Here is a 15700-nt window from a genome sequence, read left to right as displayed (position 1 = left end):
GCCGGGCGAGACCTTCGTCCACGTCCGGTGGGTCAGCTGGGTCGACATGGTTCCTCCGGAGGAGTGGGTCGCGTACCGGTCAACGAGGGAGGAGCGGCTGGGTGATGGGGGTCACAGATTCTGGGGACCGGTGTGGACCGGCTCCCGAGGGCGTCCTCAGAGGGTGGTGAGGCCGGCGCAGGTGTACTTGGTCCCGCCGACGGGGGCCCACTTCGAGCCGTTGAGCTCGATGAAGCGCCAGCATTCACCGGTCTGCCGGGGGCCGGTCTGCTGCGGGGCGTGCATGCCGTTGGCGGTCCAGTCCTTGACGCCCGCCAGGTCCCTGACGAGGGCCTCGCGGCTGAGCTTGCCGCCGAGGGCGACCGCCCGCTCGACGAAGAGCCGCGCGGCGGACCAGGAGAAGACCCCGAAGAACGTCGGCTCCGCACCGGGCTTCACCTGGTTGAGCCAGCTGACGTAGGTCTGCATCTCCTTGTTGCTGCTGGCCTCCTCGAACGGGACGAAGTTGAGGAACACCGTCGTGCCGTCGACCGCGGAGCCGCCGCTCTCGATGTACTCCCGGTTGTAGGCGGAGGGGTCGATCATGAATACGTCGGGCTCGAAGCCCTGCTGCTGCATGGCGTCGGCGAGCCGGACGAACTGCGCCGGCTGGGCGATCATCTGGACGTACTTCACGCCCTTGTCCTTCATCTGCTGGACGTAGGGCGCGTAGTTGAACTCCGCGATGTCGATGCCCTGGACCATCGAGAACTTCATGCCCCGCTCGGACATGGCGGCCGCCTGGATCTTGCCGTTCTCCGAGGCGGCACCGGCGTTGATGTAGAGCATGGCGGCGTTCGCGGCGGCGTCGGGGAAGTTCTTCTTCACGTAGTCCGGGACGGCGTTCTGGAACTGGTTGGCCACCGTCGACTGCGCCCCGAAGCAGGTGCTGCAGCCGGCGCGGTCGCCGGTCACGGCCGCCGAGCGGATGTCGGGGAGCCCGCAGCCCTGGGCCGCGGACGCGCCGCCGGAGTCGAAGGCCGACATCGAGCCGATCATCGCGAAGACGTTCTCGCAGCCGTCGGAGTAGGCCTGCTGGTCGGCGGCCGCGTCGGTGCGGCTGTCGTAGGACTTCAGCGCGAGCTTGCGGCCGCAGATGTCGGTGGAGGCGTTGAAGTACGCGACGTACGCCTTGACCGCGTCCTGGCTGGACTCGAAGATGCCCGGCACCGGACCGGAGATGTCCGAGGCGTTGCCGATGGTGATCGTCTTGTCGTCGATGCCGGTCTGGTTCTTGAAGCCGTCGCACGAGCCGGCCTGGGTGCCGCCGTCCGCGGCGTTCTCGCCGCCCGGCTGGGCGGCGTCGCCGCCACCGCCTCCCGTGGACCCGGTCGCCCCCGACCCGCCGGTCGTGCTCCCGGTCGAGCCGCCCGTCGAGCCGGTGCTGCCGCCGAGGTCGCCCCCGGCGCCCGTGTCGCCCGTCGCGGCGCCCGGGACGTCGCCACCGGCGACCACGCCGCCCTCGGCACCCGCGGCGACGCCGCCCGCCCCGACCACCTGGTTCGGGTCGAGCTGCGAGCCGCACGCGGCGAGGGTGAGGGTGAGCGCTCCGGCGAGGACGCCGAGGGCGACCGATCCGGGTCGGTGACGTCGAAGGCTGGGCACGGGTCCTCCACAGGAACTAGAACAGGTACTAGTTCCTGAACGAGGCGATCACCGAAAGGTGACGGCGCCCACACGTTTCGTCCGGCGGGATGTGGGTTGTCCGGTCCGGGCCTGCCGGAATCCCCGGCCCCCCGGGGATTCCGGCACTCCTCGGCCGTTGCAACCCCTGAGAGGTGCCGGTTCTCCCTGAGGAGATCAGCGGCCCCGCGACAGCGACGGCCCCGCAGCGCCGCCGTCGGGGACGCCCGCGTCCCCCGAGACCAGCGCCAGGGCGTCGCCGAACGTGCAGACGGTCAGCGCGCGCAGCGCCCCGCCGTCCTCGAGGTGGTCGCCGGCACGGAGCGACATCATGACGTTGAGGAGCATGCCGTGCGCCACGAAGTCGCGCGCCTGCTCGTCGGTGCAGCCGGTCGCCAGGATCGTCGCGTAGATCCGGTCCATGCAGCGCCGGCCGACGGCGCCGATCTCCTCGACGGAGCCCGCGGAGAAGCCGTGCATCAGCACCTGGAGGGTGTCGTCGACCCCCATCAGGTCGGCGTACGCGGCTCCGAGCCGCTCCCAGTCCGCATCGAGCTCGGGGTCGAACGGGCCCTCGTCGAGGACGGCGGCGAACGCCGCCCGGACCCGCTCGCCGGCCGCCTCGAAGACCTCGAGGAACAGCTCGAGCTTCGTGCCGAACATCCGTACGACGTACGGCTGGGAGACGCCGGCCTCCTTGGCGATCGCGTCCGTGGTCGTGCCGTGAAACCCGGCACGGGCGAAGGCCCGCGCACCCGCCTCCAGCAGCAGCGCGCGTCGGGCGTCGGCACTCATCCGGACCACCATGGTTGACAGGTTATCAGTCGATTACCTACGTTGTAATCATCCGATGCCTACCTAGGAGCAGCCATGTCCACCACCCTCCTGCCGACCGCTGACCGGCTCCCCACGGGGCGGCCCCCGCGGCGCCGACCGGTCGCGCTGGCCGTGCTTGCCGCCTCGCTCCCGATGTTCATGGCGACCCTCGACAACCTGGTGATGACCACCGCCCTCCCGGTCGTCCAGGCCGACCTGGGCGCCAGCGTCGGGCAGCTGTCGTGGTTCCTGAACGCCTACACGCTCAGCTTCGCGACCTTCATGCTGACCGCCGCGACCCTCGGGGACCGGTGGGGCCGCCGCCGCACGATGGTGGGCGGGCTGGTGCTCTTCACGGCCGCCTCCATCGCCGCCGCGCTGTCCACCACCTCCGAGGCGCTCATCGCGGCGCGGGCCGTCCAGGGGCTCGGCGCCGCGGCGATCATGCCGCTGTCGCTGACGCTGCTGGCCTCGTCGGTGCCGCCCGCCCGCCGGGCCGCCGCCATCGGCATCTGGGGCGGCGTCTCGGGTCTCGGCGTGGCGCTCGGGCCGGTCGTCGGGGGCGCGGTGGTGGAGGGGGTGAGCTGGCAGGCGATCTTCTGGCTCAACGTGCCGGTCGCCGTCGTCGCCCTGCCGCTGCTGCTCCTCGCCGTCCCGGAGTCCCGCGGCACCTGGAACCGCCTGGACCCGGTCGGCACCCTGCTGCTCGGCGGCGCGGTGTTCCTCGGCATCTGGGGCATCGTGCACGGCAACGACGACGGGTGGTCGAGCGCCGGCGTGCTCGGCTCGCTGGTCGGCGCCGCGGTGCTGGTCCCGGCGTACGTCGCGTGGGCCCGCCGCCGCGCCGACGCCGTGCTGCCCCTGCGGCTCTTCGCCTCGCGCGGCTTCTCGGTGGCCAACGTCATCGGCCTGACCTTCACCCTCGGCATCTTCGGAGCGGTCTTCCTGCTCTCCCAGTACCTCCAGGTCGTCCAGGGCCACAGCCCGTTCGAGGCGGGCCTCCGCACGCTGCCGTGGACGGCCGCCCCGATGGTGGTCGCCCCGCTGGCCGGCGCCCTGGCCTCCCGCACCGGGCTGCGCCCGCTGCTGATGACCGGGCTGGCGCTCCAGGCCGGCGCCCTGCTGTGGTTCGCGTGGCTGACCGAGGACGGGGCTGCGTACTCCTCGTTCGTCGTGCCGCTGGCCATGGCCGGCATCGGCATGGGGCTCACCTTCGCCCCGAGCGCCACAGCCGTGCTCGACGGGCTCCCCGACGACGACTTCGCCGTCGCCAGCTCGGCGAACTCCACGATCCGGGAGTTCGGGGTGGCGCTCGGCATCGCGCTGCTCACCGCGGTCTTCCTCGCCCACGGCGGCGCGATCACCCCGACCGGCTACGACGGGGCGGTCGGACCGGCGCTGCTCACCGGTGCCGGGGCCGTCGCCGTCGCCCTGGTGGCCGCGGCGTTCGCGCCCGGCCGGCGGCGGGCCTGAGGGTCGCCCGCGGCGGCCTCAGCGCAGCAGGTCGCGACCGATGACCATCCGCTGGATCTGGTTGGTGCCCTCGAAGATCTGGGTGATCTTGGCGTCGCGGAACAGCCGCTCGACCGGGTAGTCGCGGGTGTAGCCGTTGCCCCCGAGGACCTGGACGGCGTCGGTGGTCACCCGCATGGCCGCGTCGCTGGCGGTCAGCTTCGCGATGCTCGCCTGGCGGGAGAACGGGCGGCCGGCGTCCTTGAGCCGAGCGGCGTGGAGGTACGTCGCGCGGGCGCGCTCGACCTCCGCTCCCATGTCGGCGAGCAGGAACTGCAGTCCCTGGAACTCCCCGATGGCCCGGCCGAACTGCCGCCGCTCGCGCGCGTAGGCGACCGCGTGGTCGAGCGCCGCCTGGGCGATGCCGGTGGCGACGGCGGCGATGCCGAGCCGGCCGGCGTCGAGCGCGGAGAGGGCGACCCTCATGCCGGCGCCCTCCTCCCCCACGCGGTGGGCGGCGGGGATGCGGGCCCCGTCGAGGATCACCTGGGTGGTGACGTCGCAGTGCAGGCCGAGCTTCTTCTCGGGCGCACCGAACGTCACGCCGGGGGTGTCGCCGGGGAGGATGAAGGCGGACAGCCCGCGCTTGGGGTCCTCGCCGGTGCGGGCGAAGAGGATGTAGTAGTCGGCGTGCGAGCCGTTGCTGATCCACTGCTTGGTGCCGGTGACGACGTACTCGCCGTCCTCGGCGGAGCCCTCGCGGACCGCCTTGGTGGCGATGCCGCTCACGTCGGAGCCGGCCTGCGGCTCGGAGAGACAGTAGGCGCCGAGCCAGTCGCCGGAGAGCATCCGCGGCAGCCACTCGGCCCGCTGCTGCTCGGTCGCGTTGGCCGCCACCACGGTCGCGGTGAGCGAGTGCACGCTCGCGCCGACGCCCACGCTGGGCCAGGCGGCGGCGATCTCCTCGATCACCTGCAGGTAGACCTCGTAGGGCTGCTCGCCCCCGCCGTAGGACTCGGGGAAGGGCAGGCTGAGCAGTCCCGCGCGGCCGAGCACGGCGTACGCCTCGGCGGGGAACTCCGCCCGCTCCTCCATCTCCGCGACCTGGGGCGCCAGCTTCTCCCGGGCGATCGACCCGGCCAGGTCCAGCAGCGCCTCGGCGTCCTCGCCCGGCAGGAGCCTCTCCACGTTCGTCGGCATGGTCCCCACCCTAGGTCGACTGCCGGGACGTAGGTTCCCGGGCATGGACCGCACGAGCAGCGATGCCCGACGCGCCACCCGGCGGCTCACCGCCGAGGACCGGGAGCAGTCCCGGCGGCTCGGCGAGGAGGGGTTCGGGGCGGACCCGCCGGGCCAGCCGGCGCCGCCCGCCGAGGACACCTCCCCGGCGGGCGGTCGGCACTCCTGGGGGAGGTTCGCCGGCGACCGGCTGCTCGCCCGCGCCGTCGGGCTGGAGCTCGGGTCGTGGTGGCACGGCACGCGGGTGCCGACCTGCGGCGTCGCCGACGTCACGGTCGCCGCGGAGCACCGCGGCGAGGGGCTGCTGCTCGAGCTGTTCCGCGCGCTGCTCAGGGATGCCTCCGAGCGGGGGGAGCCGCTGAGCACGCTCTACCCGACCGCGCCCGGCATCTACCGCCGGCTCGGCTACGAGGTCGTGTGCGCCCTCGACGAGGTCGACCTGGTCACCGCCGACCTGGGCCTGGTCCGCCCCGCGGAGGGCACCACGGTCCGGCGCGCCACCGTCGCCGACGTGCCCGCGGTCCGCGAGGCGTACGACGCGTGGGCCGCCGCGCAGAACGGCCCGCTCACCCGGCGGGGAGCCGGCTTCGGCGCCCCCGACGCCGCCTGGCTCGAGCAGGTCACCGCCACCACGCTCGCCGAGGACGCCGACGGCCGGGTCGTCGGCTTCGCGCGGTGGGACCGCGGCACCGGCTACGACGAGCACGCCCGGATCACGGTGCCCGACCTGGTCGGGCTGACCGCGGACGCCCACCGCGCGCTGTGGCGGGTGCTGGGGTCCTTCTCCGCCGTCGCTCCCACCGTCCGGCTGACCACCTCCGGGGCGGACACCGCCCGCCTGGTCCTGCCCACCTCCACCGGGCGCCGGGTCGTGCACCGCCCGTACATGCTGCGGGTCCACGACCCCGCCCGGGCGCTCACCGGCCTGCGGCTCGCCCCCGGCTCGTGGACCGCGCAGCTCCGGGTCGCCGGCGACGTCCTCGGCGTGGCCGACGGCGGCTACCGGCTGGTCGTCGAGGACGGCGTCTCCCGGTGCGAGCGGGCCGACGTGCCGCCCGACGCGGCGACGTACACCACCCAGGGGCTGGCGCTGGCCTTCGCCGGGACGCAGGACAGCGCCAACCTGCGCCTCGCCGGCCACCTGTCCGGCCGCCGCGACGACGACCGGGTGCTCGACCTGCTGCTGCACGGCCGGCCGGTGCACGTGCGCGACTACTTCTAGGGGCCCTCGGTCTCGGGCAGGGCCGACGGCCCGGGGGCGGGGGTGACCGGCGGCAGGCCGGTCTCGCCGGCCGGCTCGGGCTCGTAGGACAGCTCGGTGTAGTCCCCGACCTCGAAGACGCCGTTGGTCAGCAGGTCGACCTCCTGCAGCCCGACCGGACGCTCGTCGCGGTAGGTGATCAGGGTGACCGAGGCGGTGCGGCGGATCTTCGAGCCGATCGCGATGGCGTACGCCGCCCCGCCGGTCGTGCCGGTGGTGAAGGTGTGCCCCACCTCGCCGTTCTCGCCGATCACCTGGGTCGGCCCGCTGGCGACGTGCAGGTGGCCGCCGACGACGAGGTCGGCGCAGCCCCGGTCCAGGACCTCCCGGCCCAGGTTGGCGTCGTGGACCAGCACGGTGGCGATCCGCTCGTCGGCCTCGCAGACCTCGTCGGCGAGACGCTCGCCGACCTCGGTGAAGGACAGGCCGGTCTCGTCGCGCCAGGCGCCGAGGCCGCTGGAGCGGGGGTCGTCGATGCCGATGAGCGGCGACCCGCCCGGCCCCTCGACGACCTCGCCGTCGAGCATCCGCCAGCCGCGGTCGGCGAGGTAGTCGCGCACGAAGGGGCCGTTGTCGTGGTTGCCCGCGACGCCCCAGCGGTCGAGGTCGTCGAAGGCCGCGGTCACCGAGTCGAGCGAGAACGCCTCCCAGGCCTTGCCGGTCGAGGTGTCGTCGCCGGCGTCGAGGACCGTGGTCGCACCGGCGGCGTCGCCGATCGCGCGGGCGACGGCGTCCATGCCGATGTTGTCGTGGCGGTCGGAGACGAGCAGCGCGACCGTCTCGTCCTCGGCCGGCTGGCGGAGCCCGAGCCCGGCGGCGTCCTCGGCCGCCGCGGCGTACCACTCCTTGCTCTTGGTGTAGGTGTCCACCGCGCTCTCGACGAGCCGCCGGGTCTGGTCGGTGGTGACGTCGCCGCGCACCTCCAGGCCCGCCACCTCCTCGGGCAGCGGCACGGCGGCGCCGAGCCACTGCTCGAGCGAGACCCAGTCGCGGTCGTCGTCGACCTGCGGGTCCTCGCCGCGCCAGGGCTCGACCAGGACCACGACCAGACCCGCCACGACGAGCACCGTGACCGCCCCGCGCCACGACCGGCCGGCCCGCAGCAGCTGGCGCCGGCGGTCGCGGCCGACCGCCGCCCAGACGAGCAGGGGGACGAGCGCGAGCACGGCCCCACGCAGGGCCGCGTCGCGGGCCATCTCGACCACGACGCGCTCGACCTTGGCCCGGGGGCCGTCGGGCTGGCTGCCGATGTAGGCGTAGCGCTGGACCAGCTCGTCGGTGGTGCGGGCCTCGGTCTTGCCGAGGCGGACGTCGACGCCGATGCGGGACCCGGAGCGCAGGCGCAGGTCGGGCAGCACCGGCCCGGTGCGCACCACGACCTCGCCGTCCAGGGTCGGGCGGACCACCGCGTCGTGGCTGGCCACCGACACGGTCCGGGAGTCGGCGAGGAAGAGCGTCGTGCCGATCCCGACGGCGAGCACCGCCCAGACCACCACCGCCACGGTGGTGGCCAGGACGCGGCCGGGGCGCACGCCGGACGGCACTCGGGGGAGCCTCAGGCGCGCGCCTGCGCGACCGCGTAGAGCGCGACCGAGGCGGCCACGCCGGCGTTCAGGGACTCCAGCGTGTTGGCCATCGGGATCGAGACGACCTGGTCGCAGGTCTCCTGGACCAGCCGGGACAGGCCGCCGCCCTCGGCGCCCACCACGATCACGAGGGGACCGTCGGCGAGGCCGTCAGGCCCGGCGAGCTCGGGGAGCGTGACGTCGCCGTCGGCGGCGAGGCCGACGACCATGCAGCCGGCGTCCTGGTAGGCCTTGAGCTGCCGGACCAGGTTGACGGTCTGGGCGACCGGGATCCGGGCCGCGGCACCCGCGCTGGTCTTCCAGGCGGCAGCGGTCATGCTCGCCGCACGCCGCTCGGGGATGACCACGCCGTGGGCGCCGAAGCCGGCCGAGGAGCGGACGATCGCGCCGAGGTTGCGCGGGTCGGTGATCTGGTCGAGCACGACGATCAGCGGCTTCTCCTGGTTCGCCTCCGCGGCGTCCAGGAGGTCGTCGGGGTGGGCGTACTCGTAGGCCGGGATCTTCGCGACCAGGCCCTGGTGGACCGCGCCGCTGGTGATCCGGTCGAGCTCGCCGCGGGGCACCTCGAGCAGGCCGATGCCCTTCTCCGAGGCGAGGCGGAAGGCCTCGCGCAGCCGGCCGTCGCGCTCGGCGCCCTCGGCGACGTGGACGGCCGTGATCGGCACGCCCTCGCGCAGCGCCTCGACGACCGCGTTGCGGCCGGCGATCCACTCGATGTCGCTGCTGGACTTCTTGCGCGGGCGGGCAGGAGCGCCGCGGCGCTCGTTGCGCTGCGCGTCCTTGTAGGCCTTGTGGTAGGGCCGGTCCTTCGCCTTCGGCGTCGGTCCCTTGCCCTCGAGGCCGCGCTTGACGCGGCCGCCGGAGCCGACCGTGGCGCCCTTGCCGCCCTTGCGGATGGCGCCCTTGCGCTGGCTGTTCCCTGGCATCAGACGATGCTCCCTGCATCTAGCGACCATCGCGGGCCGTCGGGGGTGTCCTCGACCTCGATGCCGGCGGCCTTGATCCGGTCCCGGATCGCGTCGGCGGTGGCGAAGTCCTTCGCCGCACGGGCCTGGGCCCGCTGGTCGAGGAGGCCGCGGACGAGGACGTCCACGGCGGTGGTCAGTGCGTCGGCCTTGTCGGAGGCACCGGAGGCGCCGCCCCAGGCGGGGTCGGCCGGGTCGAGGCCCAGCACGTCGAGCATGGCGCGCACCGCGGCGGCCTGGCCGCGTGCGCCCGCGGCGTCGCCGGCCTGCAGCAGCCGGTTGCCCTCGCGGACGGCGTCGTACAGCACGGCGACGGCGGCGGGCGTGCCGAGGTCGTCGTCCATCGCGTCGGCGAAGGCCTGCGGCAGCGCGCCGTCCTGCGCCGCCCCGGTGTCCGCGCCGACCCGGTCGAGGAAGCCCTCGACCCGGCGGAACCCGGCGGCGGACTCCTCGAGCGCCTCGAAGCTGAACTCGACGTGCGAGCGGTAGTGCGCGGCGACGAGGTAGAAGCGCAGCTCGATGCCGCGGAACCGCTGGAGCACCGACGGGATGGTCAGGCTGTTGCCCAGCGACTTGCTCATCTTCTCGCCGGCGGTGGTGATCCAGGCGTTGTGCATCCAGTACGACGCGAACGGGTGCCCCGCCGCGCGGGACTGCGCCTGCTCGTTCTCGTGGTGGGGGAAGCGCAGGTCGACGCCGCCGCCGTGGATGTCGAAGGCGCTGCCGAGGTACTTCCCGGCCATCGCCGAGCACTCGATGTGCCAGCCGGGCCGACCGCGGCCCCAGGGGCTCGGCCAGGACGCGGTGAGCGGCTCGGAGTCCTTGCGGCCCTTCCACAGCGCGAAGTCGCGGGCGTCGCGCTTCCCGCGGGGGTCGGCGTCCTCCGCGGCCTCCATGTCGTCGATGCGCTGGGAGGTCAGCTCGCCGTACGCCGGCCAGGAGCGGACGTCGAAGTAGACGTCGCCGGAGCCGTCCTCGGCGGCGTAGGCGTGACCGCGCTCGATGAGCGCCTCGATCAGCTCGACCATCTCCGGCACGTGGCCGGTGGCCGCGGGCTCGTAGGTCGGCGGCGCGACGTTCAGCGCGGCGTACGCGGCGTCGAGCTCGCGCTTCATGATCGCGGCGTGGGCGTACCACGGGCGGCCGAGGCCGGCGGCCTTGCCGAGGATCTTGTCGTCGATGTCGGTGACGTTGCGGATGAACGTGACGTCGTAGCCGCTGTGCCGCAGCCAGCGCTGCAGGACGTCGAAGTTGACCCCCGAGCGGACGTGCCCGACGTGCGGCTCGGACTGCACTGTGAGGCCGCAGACGTACACGCTCGCCCTCCCCTCCTCCAGGGGGACGAAGTCGCGCACCTCGCGCGTCGCGGTGTCGTAGAGCCTCAGGGTCACCCCTCCAGTCTAGGGACGGGGCGGGGTGCGGCCCGCATCCTCGGGCGCCCCGCTGTTCCTGTGACTCGTGGGGCGGATGTGACCTACCGTGGAGCCCATGCGGCGGCTCCTCCCCCTCCTCCTGACCTGCGCCTTCCTCCCGCTCGTGCCCACGGCGGCCTCGGCGGCACCGGCGCGACCGATCTCCTACACCCAGTGGGACTCCCCCGCCGAGCTGCGCAGCGGCCGGCTGGAGGGGACGCGCGTCACGCGGGGCACGCTCGTGCAGACCAAGGCCGCCGCCGGCAGGCGCACGCAGGGCGGCACGGCATACGACGTCGGCCGGTGGTTCTCGCCGTGGACCAAGCCGGGGTTCGCGCTCACCGAGCTGATCGGCTCCTGGTCGGCCACCACGACCGGCGACAGCTGGATCGAGGTCGCCGTGCGAGGTCGCGCCGCCGGCGGTGGGCAGTCGAGCTGGGACGTGCTGGGCCGGTGGACCTCCGGTGACGGCTACACGAAGCGGACGAGCGTCGGCGGGCAGGGCGACGACCTCGCCGACGTCGCCGTCGACACCTGGAAGGCCCCCCGCGGCCTGGCGTCCTACCAGCTGCGCGTCTCGCTGGCGCGGCGCAGCGGCACCGCGGCCGCGGCCGTCGTCGACACCGTCGGAGCGGTCGCCTCCCGGCTGCCCTCGGGCGACGTCGCGACGTCCAAGCCGGGGGTCGCCCGCGGCGTGGTGCTCGACGTGCCGCGCTACAGCCAGATGATCCACCAGGGCCACTCCCCGCAGTGGGGCGGCGGCGGCGAGGCGTGGTGCTCCCCGACGTCGACCTCGATGGTCCTCGGCTACTACGACGCGCTGCCGCCGGCCGCCGACCGCGCCTGGGTCGGCTCGGGCCACACCGACCCCTGGGTCGACCACGCCGCGCGGATGACGTACGACGCGGCGTACCGCGGCACCGGCAACTGGCCCTTCAACACCGCGTACGCCGCCCCGCTGGCCGGTCACGCGTTCGTCACCCGGCTGCGCTCGCTGCGCGAGGCCGAGCGGCTCGTCAAGGCCGGCATTCCGGTCGTGACCTCGGTGTCCTTCGGCCGCGGCGAGCTCTCCGGCGCACCGATCTCCGCGACCAACGGCCACCTGCTGGTCGTCGTGGGCTTCACCTCCACCGGCGACGTCGTCGTCAACGACCCGGCCGCCCCGCGCAACAGCGGCGTGCGGCGCACCTACGACCGCGGTGAGTTCGAGGACGCCTGGCTGCCGACCTCCGGCGGGCTGGCCTACGTCATCCACGACGACGCCCACCCGCTCCCGCCGTCCAACGGCACCTGGTAGCCCACGCCGCTGGTCGACCAGCGGGCCCCGGCGCGGGTCGGGAGCTCTCGTCGGGACCCGGCGACCCTCGTCGGGACCCGTGACCGTGGTCGCCGCCCTGCGTCCCTCACCGGGTCTCGACCCGCTCGCGCGACCTCGTCCCTCGGTCGCGTCGCTTGCTCGACCCGCCTTCGCCACGCGCCGTCCTCGTTCCTCGGACGGCGCTGCTCAGGCGCTCAGGCGGAGTAGCCGCCGTCGACGTCGAGCTTCTGGCCGGAGACGAACCCGGCACGCGCCGAGGCGAGGAAGCAGACCGCCTCCGCGACGTCCACGGCGCTGCCGAAGCGGCGCAGGGGGATGTTGCCGCGGGCGACCTCGAGCGCGGCGTCGTCGAGCTCGCCGGAGCCGATCAGGCGCGCGGCCATGCCGTCGGTGAGCATGCCCGGGCCCACGGCGTTCACGCGGACGCCGTACCGCCCCTCCTCGGCGGCCAGGCCCCGCACCAGCGCCTCCACCGCTCCCTTGGGCGCGGAGGAGAGCCCGTCGCGGACGGGGAAGCGGGCCGTCGCGGCGGTGGTCACCGCGACCACCGAGCCCTGGGTCGCCCGCAGGTGCGGCAGTGCGGGCTGCACGACGCCGAAGAACCCGGCCGCGTCCGCCTGCAGCTGGGCGGCCATCGCCGCCGGCGCGACGGCGGACAGGTGGGTCATCGGGACGTGCGGGCCGGCGGCGTGCACCAGCGTGTGGATGCCCCCGTGCTCGGCGGCGACGGTCTCGACGAGGGCGGCCGCCGCGTCGAGGTCCCCGAGGTCCAGGGCGTGCGCGGTGGCGACGGCGCCGTGCCCGCGGGCCTCGGCGACCGCCGCCTCCCCCGCCTCGGGGCGCGAGCGGTAGGTCAGCGCCACGTCCGAGCCACGGGCGGCGAGGAGGCGCACGACCTCGAGGCCGATCCCGCCACTGCCGCCGACGACCAGGGCGCAGCCGCGCCGCCCGGCGAAGTCCCGCGCGTCGGGGCTCACGCCTCCACCACCGAGAACGACCGCTCGTGCCAGCCGGTGGCGCCGTCGGGCAGCACGCCGGCCTCGACGCCGGTCTGCACGGCGCCGGTCTTGTCGGTCATCCGCACCCGCACGGCGTGGTCGCCGGGCTCCAGCTCCATCTCGCCGACCCACTGCACCCAGGTGTCGTCCGTGCCCGGGCGCGCCACCTCGACCGGGACCCACTCCCCGCCGTCGACGGCGATCTCCACGGTCGCGACGCCGGTGTGCTGGGCCCAGGCGACCCCACCGAAGCGGACCGGCCCGGCCGGCACGTCGGCGTCGGTGCGGGGGACGTCGACGCGGGAGGACATCTTCACCGGGCCGCGCTCGCCCCAGCCCTTGGTCGTCCAGTACGCCTCGAAGTCCTCGAACCGGGTGACCTCGAGCTCGCGGACCCACTTGGTCGCCGAGACGTAGCCGTACAGGCCGGGGACGATCGTGCGCACCGGGAACCCGTGCTCGATCGGCAGCGGCCGGCCGTTCATCGCGACCGCCAGCATGGCGTCGCGGTCGTCGGTGAGCGCCTCCAGCGGGGTGCCGCAGGTCCAACCGTCGTCGGAGGTCTGCTTCACCGCGTCCGCCCCCTCCTGGACGCCCGCCTCGGCGAGCAGGTCGGCGATGCGCACCCCGCTCCACCAGGCGTTGCCGATGAGGTCGCCGCCGACCTCGTTGGAGACGCAGTTGAGGGTGATCCAGGACTGGGTGAGCTCGCGCGCGACCAGCTCGGCGTAGGTGATCTCCATCGGCCGGTCGACCATGCCGGTGATCCGCAGGGTCCAGTCGGCGGGCTCGATCGCCGGCACGACCAGCGCGGTGTGGATCAGGTAGAACTCGTCGTTCGGCGTCCGCCAGGGACTGACGTCGGCGAGGTCGACACGGGCACCGGCCGGCACCTGCCCCTCGGTGACGCCGTCGAGCTTGAGCAGCCGGCGGCTCTTCTCGACGTGCCGACGACCGCTGCCGACGGCGCGGCCGAAGACCCCGAGGGCGACCGCCACGGCCGACATCAACCCGGCGCGCAGCACGAACCCGCGACGGGTGTGCCGGTGCAGTGCCGGGAGGTCGTCGGCCGGCTCGGCGCGCTCGCGGTGCTCGACGGCCAGGACGTCGGCGCGGCGCAGCGGGTCGGTGAGGACCGAGAGGCAGACGACCCAGGTCACGAAGCCCACGGCCACCGGGACCAGGTCGGTCCCGCCGGCCCCGCGCTGGGCGAGCACCGCGACGGCCCCGATCGCGGCGAGCACGCCGAAGACCACGGCGGGCATCCACCAGGAGCGGCGCGCGAGGCGGCCGGCCCAGGCGAAGAGCGCGCCGAGCGCCACGACCACGCCGAGCACCAGGAGCGGCTTGTCGGCCGCCCCGACCAGGCGGATCGCCTTCTCGATCACCGCGCCGGGCACCAGCCGGATCAGCTGCTCGACCACCGCCACGACGGGCGAGTCGCGGATCGTCATCACCATGGCGGCGCAGTACGACGTCGCAAGCCCGGCCGCGCCCGCGACCAGTCCTGCGACCGACCACGCACCGCGAGACGTCCGCACGGACCCGATCATCCCTCAGGCATGATCGCGCCGTGCCACCCAACCTCGCTGGCCGGATCCGTGTCGGGACCGGCACCGACGTCCACCGCCTCGTCGACGGCGTCCCCCTGCATCTCGCCGGGCTCTCCTGGCCCGGGGAGCCGCAGGGCCTCGAGGGCCACTCCGACGCCGACGTCGCCGCCCACGCGGCGTGCGACGCGCTGCTCTCCGCGGCCGGCCTCGGCGACCTCGGCTCCAACTTCGGCACCGCCGAGCCGCAGTGGGCCGGCGCCTCGGGCGCCGCGCTGCTCGGCGAGACCGCCCGCCGCGTGCGGGCCGCCGGCTGGGAGGTCGGGAACGTCGCGGTGCAGGTGATCGGGAACCGGCCCAAGATCGGCCCGCGCCGTGCGGAGGCCGAGTCGGCGCTGAGCGCCGCGCTCGGCGCCCCGGTGACGGTCTCGGCGACGACGACCGACGGGCTGGGCCTGACCGGCCGCGGCGAGGGCGTTGCGGCCGTCGCGACCGCGCTGGTCGTGCGGGAGGACGCGTGAGGCACACGCTCACCACCCATGATGGCCTGACCCTGCACGTCTCGACCCACGGTCGTGCGGACGCCGCCGTGACGGTGCTCCTCGCCCACTGCTGGACGGCCGACGAGGAGGACTGGCACTACCAGGTGCGCGACCTGCTCGACCGCTACGGCAGCGACCTGCGCCTGGTCACCTGGGACGCGCGCGGCCACGGCCGCTCGGAGACCGCGCCGCTCGAGGCCTGCACCATCGAGGACCTCGCCCGCGACCTCGGCGCCGTCGTGGACGCCTACGCCGCGGACGGCCCGCTCGTCCTCGCCGGCCACTCGATCGGCGGCATGACGATCATGGAGCTGCCCGAGGTCCGCCCGGACCTGGTCCACCGGGTCCGCGGGCTGCTCTTCGTCTCCACCTCCTCCGGCGAGCTCGGCACGGTGACGCTCGGCCTGCCCGACGTCGGCTCGGCCGCCCGCCGCGCCATCCCTCACGTGCTGGCCGCCCGCGCCCGGCTGCTGACCCGCCGGGAGCGGCGGCGCACCCCCTCGATCGAGCGGTACGTCGTCCACCGGCTGCTCTTCGGCCGGCCGCTGCGGCTGCGCGACGCCGGGCTCGCCACCGACCAGCTGATCTGCTGCCCGCCGGCCACCATGGAGGGCTTCTACCGCGACCTGATGCGCCACGAGCGGCTCGCCGGGCTCGCGGCGTACGACGACGTGCCGACGGTCGTGCTGGTCGGCAGCGCGGACCGGCTCACCCCGCCGCCCCACGCCCGCCGGCTGGCCGGCGGGATCCGCGGGGCGCGGATGCTGGTCGCCCCGGGCGCGGGGCACTACCTCCCCCTCGAGCGCCCCGACCTGGTCACCGAGCACCTGGTCGCGCTCGTCGAGCGGGCCCGCTCCGCGGCGCGCACCCCGGTCCGGCGCATCGCCTAGCCCGACCGG

13 protein-coding genes are annotated in these 15700 nt (G+C 74.6%); 5 read left to right on the top strand and 8 right to left on the bottom strand.

What is annotated here, in order from left to right; translation table 11 throughout:
• Positions 1-156: 156 nt before the first annotated feature.
• Together AB0N29_RS12015 and AB0N29_RS12010 are read right to left on the bottom strand one after the other, a co-directional pair.
• Positions 157-1644, bottom strand: a complete 1488-nt coding sequence (locus tag AB0N29_RS12015) for an ABC transporter substrate-binding protein (protein WP_364866986.1) — start codon at positions 1642-1644, stop codon at positions 157-159.
• Positions 1645-1839: 195 nt separating this feature from the next.
• Positions 1840-2457, bottom strand: a complete 618-nt coding sequence (locus AB0N29_RS12010) for a TetR/AcrR family transcriptional regulator (protein ID WP_364866984.1) — start codon at positions 2455-2457, stop codon at positions 1840-1842.
• Between the two features lie 75 nt (positions 2458-2532).
• On the opposite strand from AB0N29_RS12010, the gene AB0N29_RS12005 reads away from it, so the two are divergent.
• A complete protein-coding gene (locus AB0N29_RS12005) occupies positions 2533-3951 on the top strand; it encodes a DHA2 family efflux MFS transporter permease subunit (RefSeq protein ID WP_364866982.1) in 1419 nt (472 codons plus the stop codon).
• Positions 3952-3969: 18 nt separating this feature from the next.
• Here the strand turns inward: AB0N29_RS12005 and AB0N29_RS12000 are convergent, their stop codons facing one another.
• On the bottom strand, positions 3970-5130 hold the full coding sequence (locus AB0N29_RS12000) for an acyl-CoA dehydrogenase family protein (RefSeq protein WP_302268200.1): 1161 nt from the start codon (positions 5128-5130) through the stop codon (positions 3970-3972).
• Between the two features lie 43 nt (positions 5131-5173).
• Between AB0N29_RS12000 and AB0N29_RS11995 the strand changes: the two genes are divergently transcribed.
• Positions 5174-6391: a GNAT family N-acetyltransferase gene (locus AB0N29_RS11995; protein WP_364866979.1), complete on the top strand. Its 1218-nt coding sequence runs from the start codon at positions 5174-5176 to the stop codon at positions 6389-6391.
• Here AB0N29_RS11995 and AB0N29_RS11990 read toward each other — a convergent pair.
• From AB0N29_RS11990 to cysS, 3 genes are read right to left on the bottom strand one after another with little or no spacing between them, the layout of a single operon-like run.
• Complete coding sequence (locus tag AB0N29_RS11990; RefSeq protein WP_364866977.1) at positions 6388-7974, bottom strand: metallophosphoesterase; 1587 nt, start codon at positions 7972-7974, stop codon at positions 6388-6390. The two genes, AB0N29_RS11995 and AB0N29_RS11990, sit on opposite strands and share 4 nt — an antisense overlap.
• Before the next feature lie 11 nt (positions 7975-7985).
• Positions 7986-8942 carry a 23S rRNA (guanosine(2251)-2'-O)-methyltransferase RlmB gene (rlmB, locus tag AB0N29_RS11985; protein WP_302268203.1) on the bottom strand — a complete coding sequence of 319 codons (957 nt, stop codon included), beginning with the start codon at positions 8940-8942 and terminating at the stop codon, positions 7986-7988.
• Complete coding sequence (gene cysS, locus AB0N29_RS11980; protein ID WP_302268204.1) at positions 8942-10372, bottom strand: cysteine--tRNA ligase; 1431 nt, start codon at positions 10370-10372, stop codon at positions 8942-8944. Before cysS ends, rlmB begins: the two co-directional genes overlap by 1 nt.
• 97 nt (positions 10373-10469) lie before the next feature.
• Between cysS and AB0N29_RS11975 the strand changes: the two genes are divergently transcribed.
• Positions 10470-11690, top strand: coding sequence for a C39 family peptidase (locus AB0N29_RS11975; RefSeq protein WP_302268205.1), 1221 nt, complete (start codon positions 10470-10472; stop codon positions 11688-11690).
• Positions 11691-11905: 215 nt separating this feature from the next.
• Here AB0N29_RS11975 and AB0N29_RS11970 read toward each other — a convergent pair whose 3' ends face one another.
• Together AB0N29_RS11970 and AB0N29_RS11965 are read right to left on the bottom strand one after the other, a co-directional pair.
• Positions 11906-12688, bottom strand: coding sequence for an SDR family oxidoreductase (locus AB0N29_RS11970; protein ID WP_364866973.1), 783 nt, complete (start codon positions 12686-12688; stop codon positions 11906-11908).
• A complete protein-coding gene (locus AB0N29_RS11965; protein ID WP_364866970.1) occupies positions 12685-14250 on the bottom strand; it encodes a molybdopterin-dependent oxidoreductase in 1566 nt (521 codons plus the stop codon). Before AB0N29_RS11965 ends, AB0N29_RS11970 begins: the two co-directional genes overlap by 4 nt.
• Positions 14251-14282: 32 nt before the next feature.
• Between AB0N29_RS11965 and ispF the strand changes: the two genes are divergently transcribed.
• A complete protein-coding gene (gene ispF, locus AB0N29_RS11960; protein WP_302268208.1) occupies positions 14283-14780 on the top strand; it encodes a 2-C-methyl-D-erythritol 2,4-cyclodiphosphate synthase in 498 nt (165 codons plus the stop codon).
• Positions 14777-15691 carry an alpha/beta hydrolase gene (locus AB0N29_RS11955; protein ID WP_364866966.1) on the top strand — a complete coding sequence of 305 codons (915 nt, stop codon included), beginning with the start codon at positions 14777-14779 and terminating at the stop codon, positions 15689-15691. The genes ispF and AB0N29_RS11955 overlap by 4 nt, the downstream gene beginning before the upstream one ends.
• Positions 15692-15700: the final 9 nt, after the last annotated feature.

Origin of the sequence: Nocardioides sp. NPDC092400 (assembly GCF_040684155.1) — a bacterium.
In the GTDB taxonomy this organism is placed as follows: domain Bacteria; phylum Actinomycetota; class Actinomycetes; order Propionibacteriales; family Nocardioidaceae; genus Nocardioides.
This window is presented reverse-complemented; position numbering and strand designations above follow the sequence as displayed.

Bases quoted from the DNA above. Each gene is read 5' to 3' on its own strand.
- AB0N29_RS11995 (WP_364866979.1), top strand. From the start codon at position 5,174: ATGGACCGCACGAGCAGCGATGCCCGACGCGCCACCCGGCGGCTCACC.
- AB0N29_RS12000 (WP_302268200.1), bottom strand. From the start codon at position 5,130: ATGCCGACGAACGTGGAGAGGCTCCTGCCGGGCGAGGACGCCGAGGCG.
- AB0N29_RS11975 (WP_302268205.1), top strand. From the start codon at position 10,470: ATGCGGCGGCTCCTCCCCCTCCTCCTGACCTGCGCCTTCCTCCCGCTC.
- rlmB (WP_302268203.1), bottom strand. From the start codon at position 8,942: ATGCCAGGGAACAGCCAGCGCAAGGGCGCCATCCGCAAGGGCGGCAAG.
- AB0N29_RS12005 (WP_364866982.1), top strand. From the start codon at position 2,533: ATGTCCACCACCCTCCTGCCGACCGCTGACCGGCTCCCCACGGGGCGG.
- AB0N29_RS12010 (WP_364866984.1), bottom strand. From the start codon at position 2,457: ATGAGTGCCGACGCCCGACGCGCGCTGCTGCTGGAGGCGGGTGCGCGG.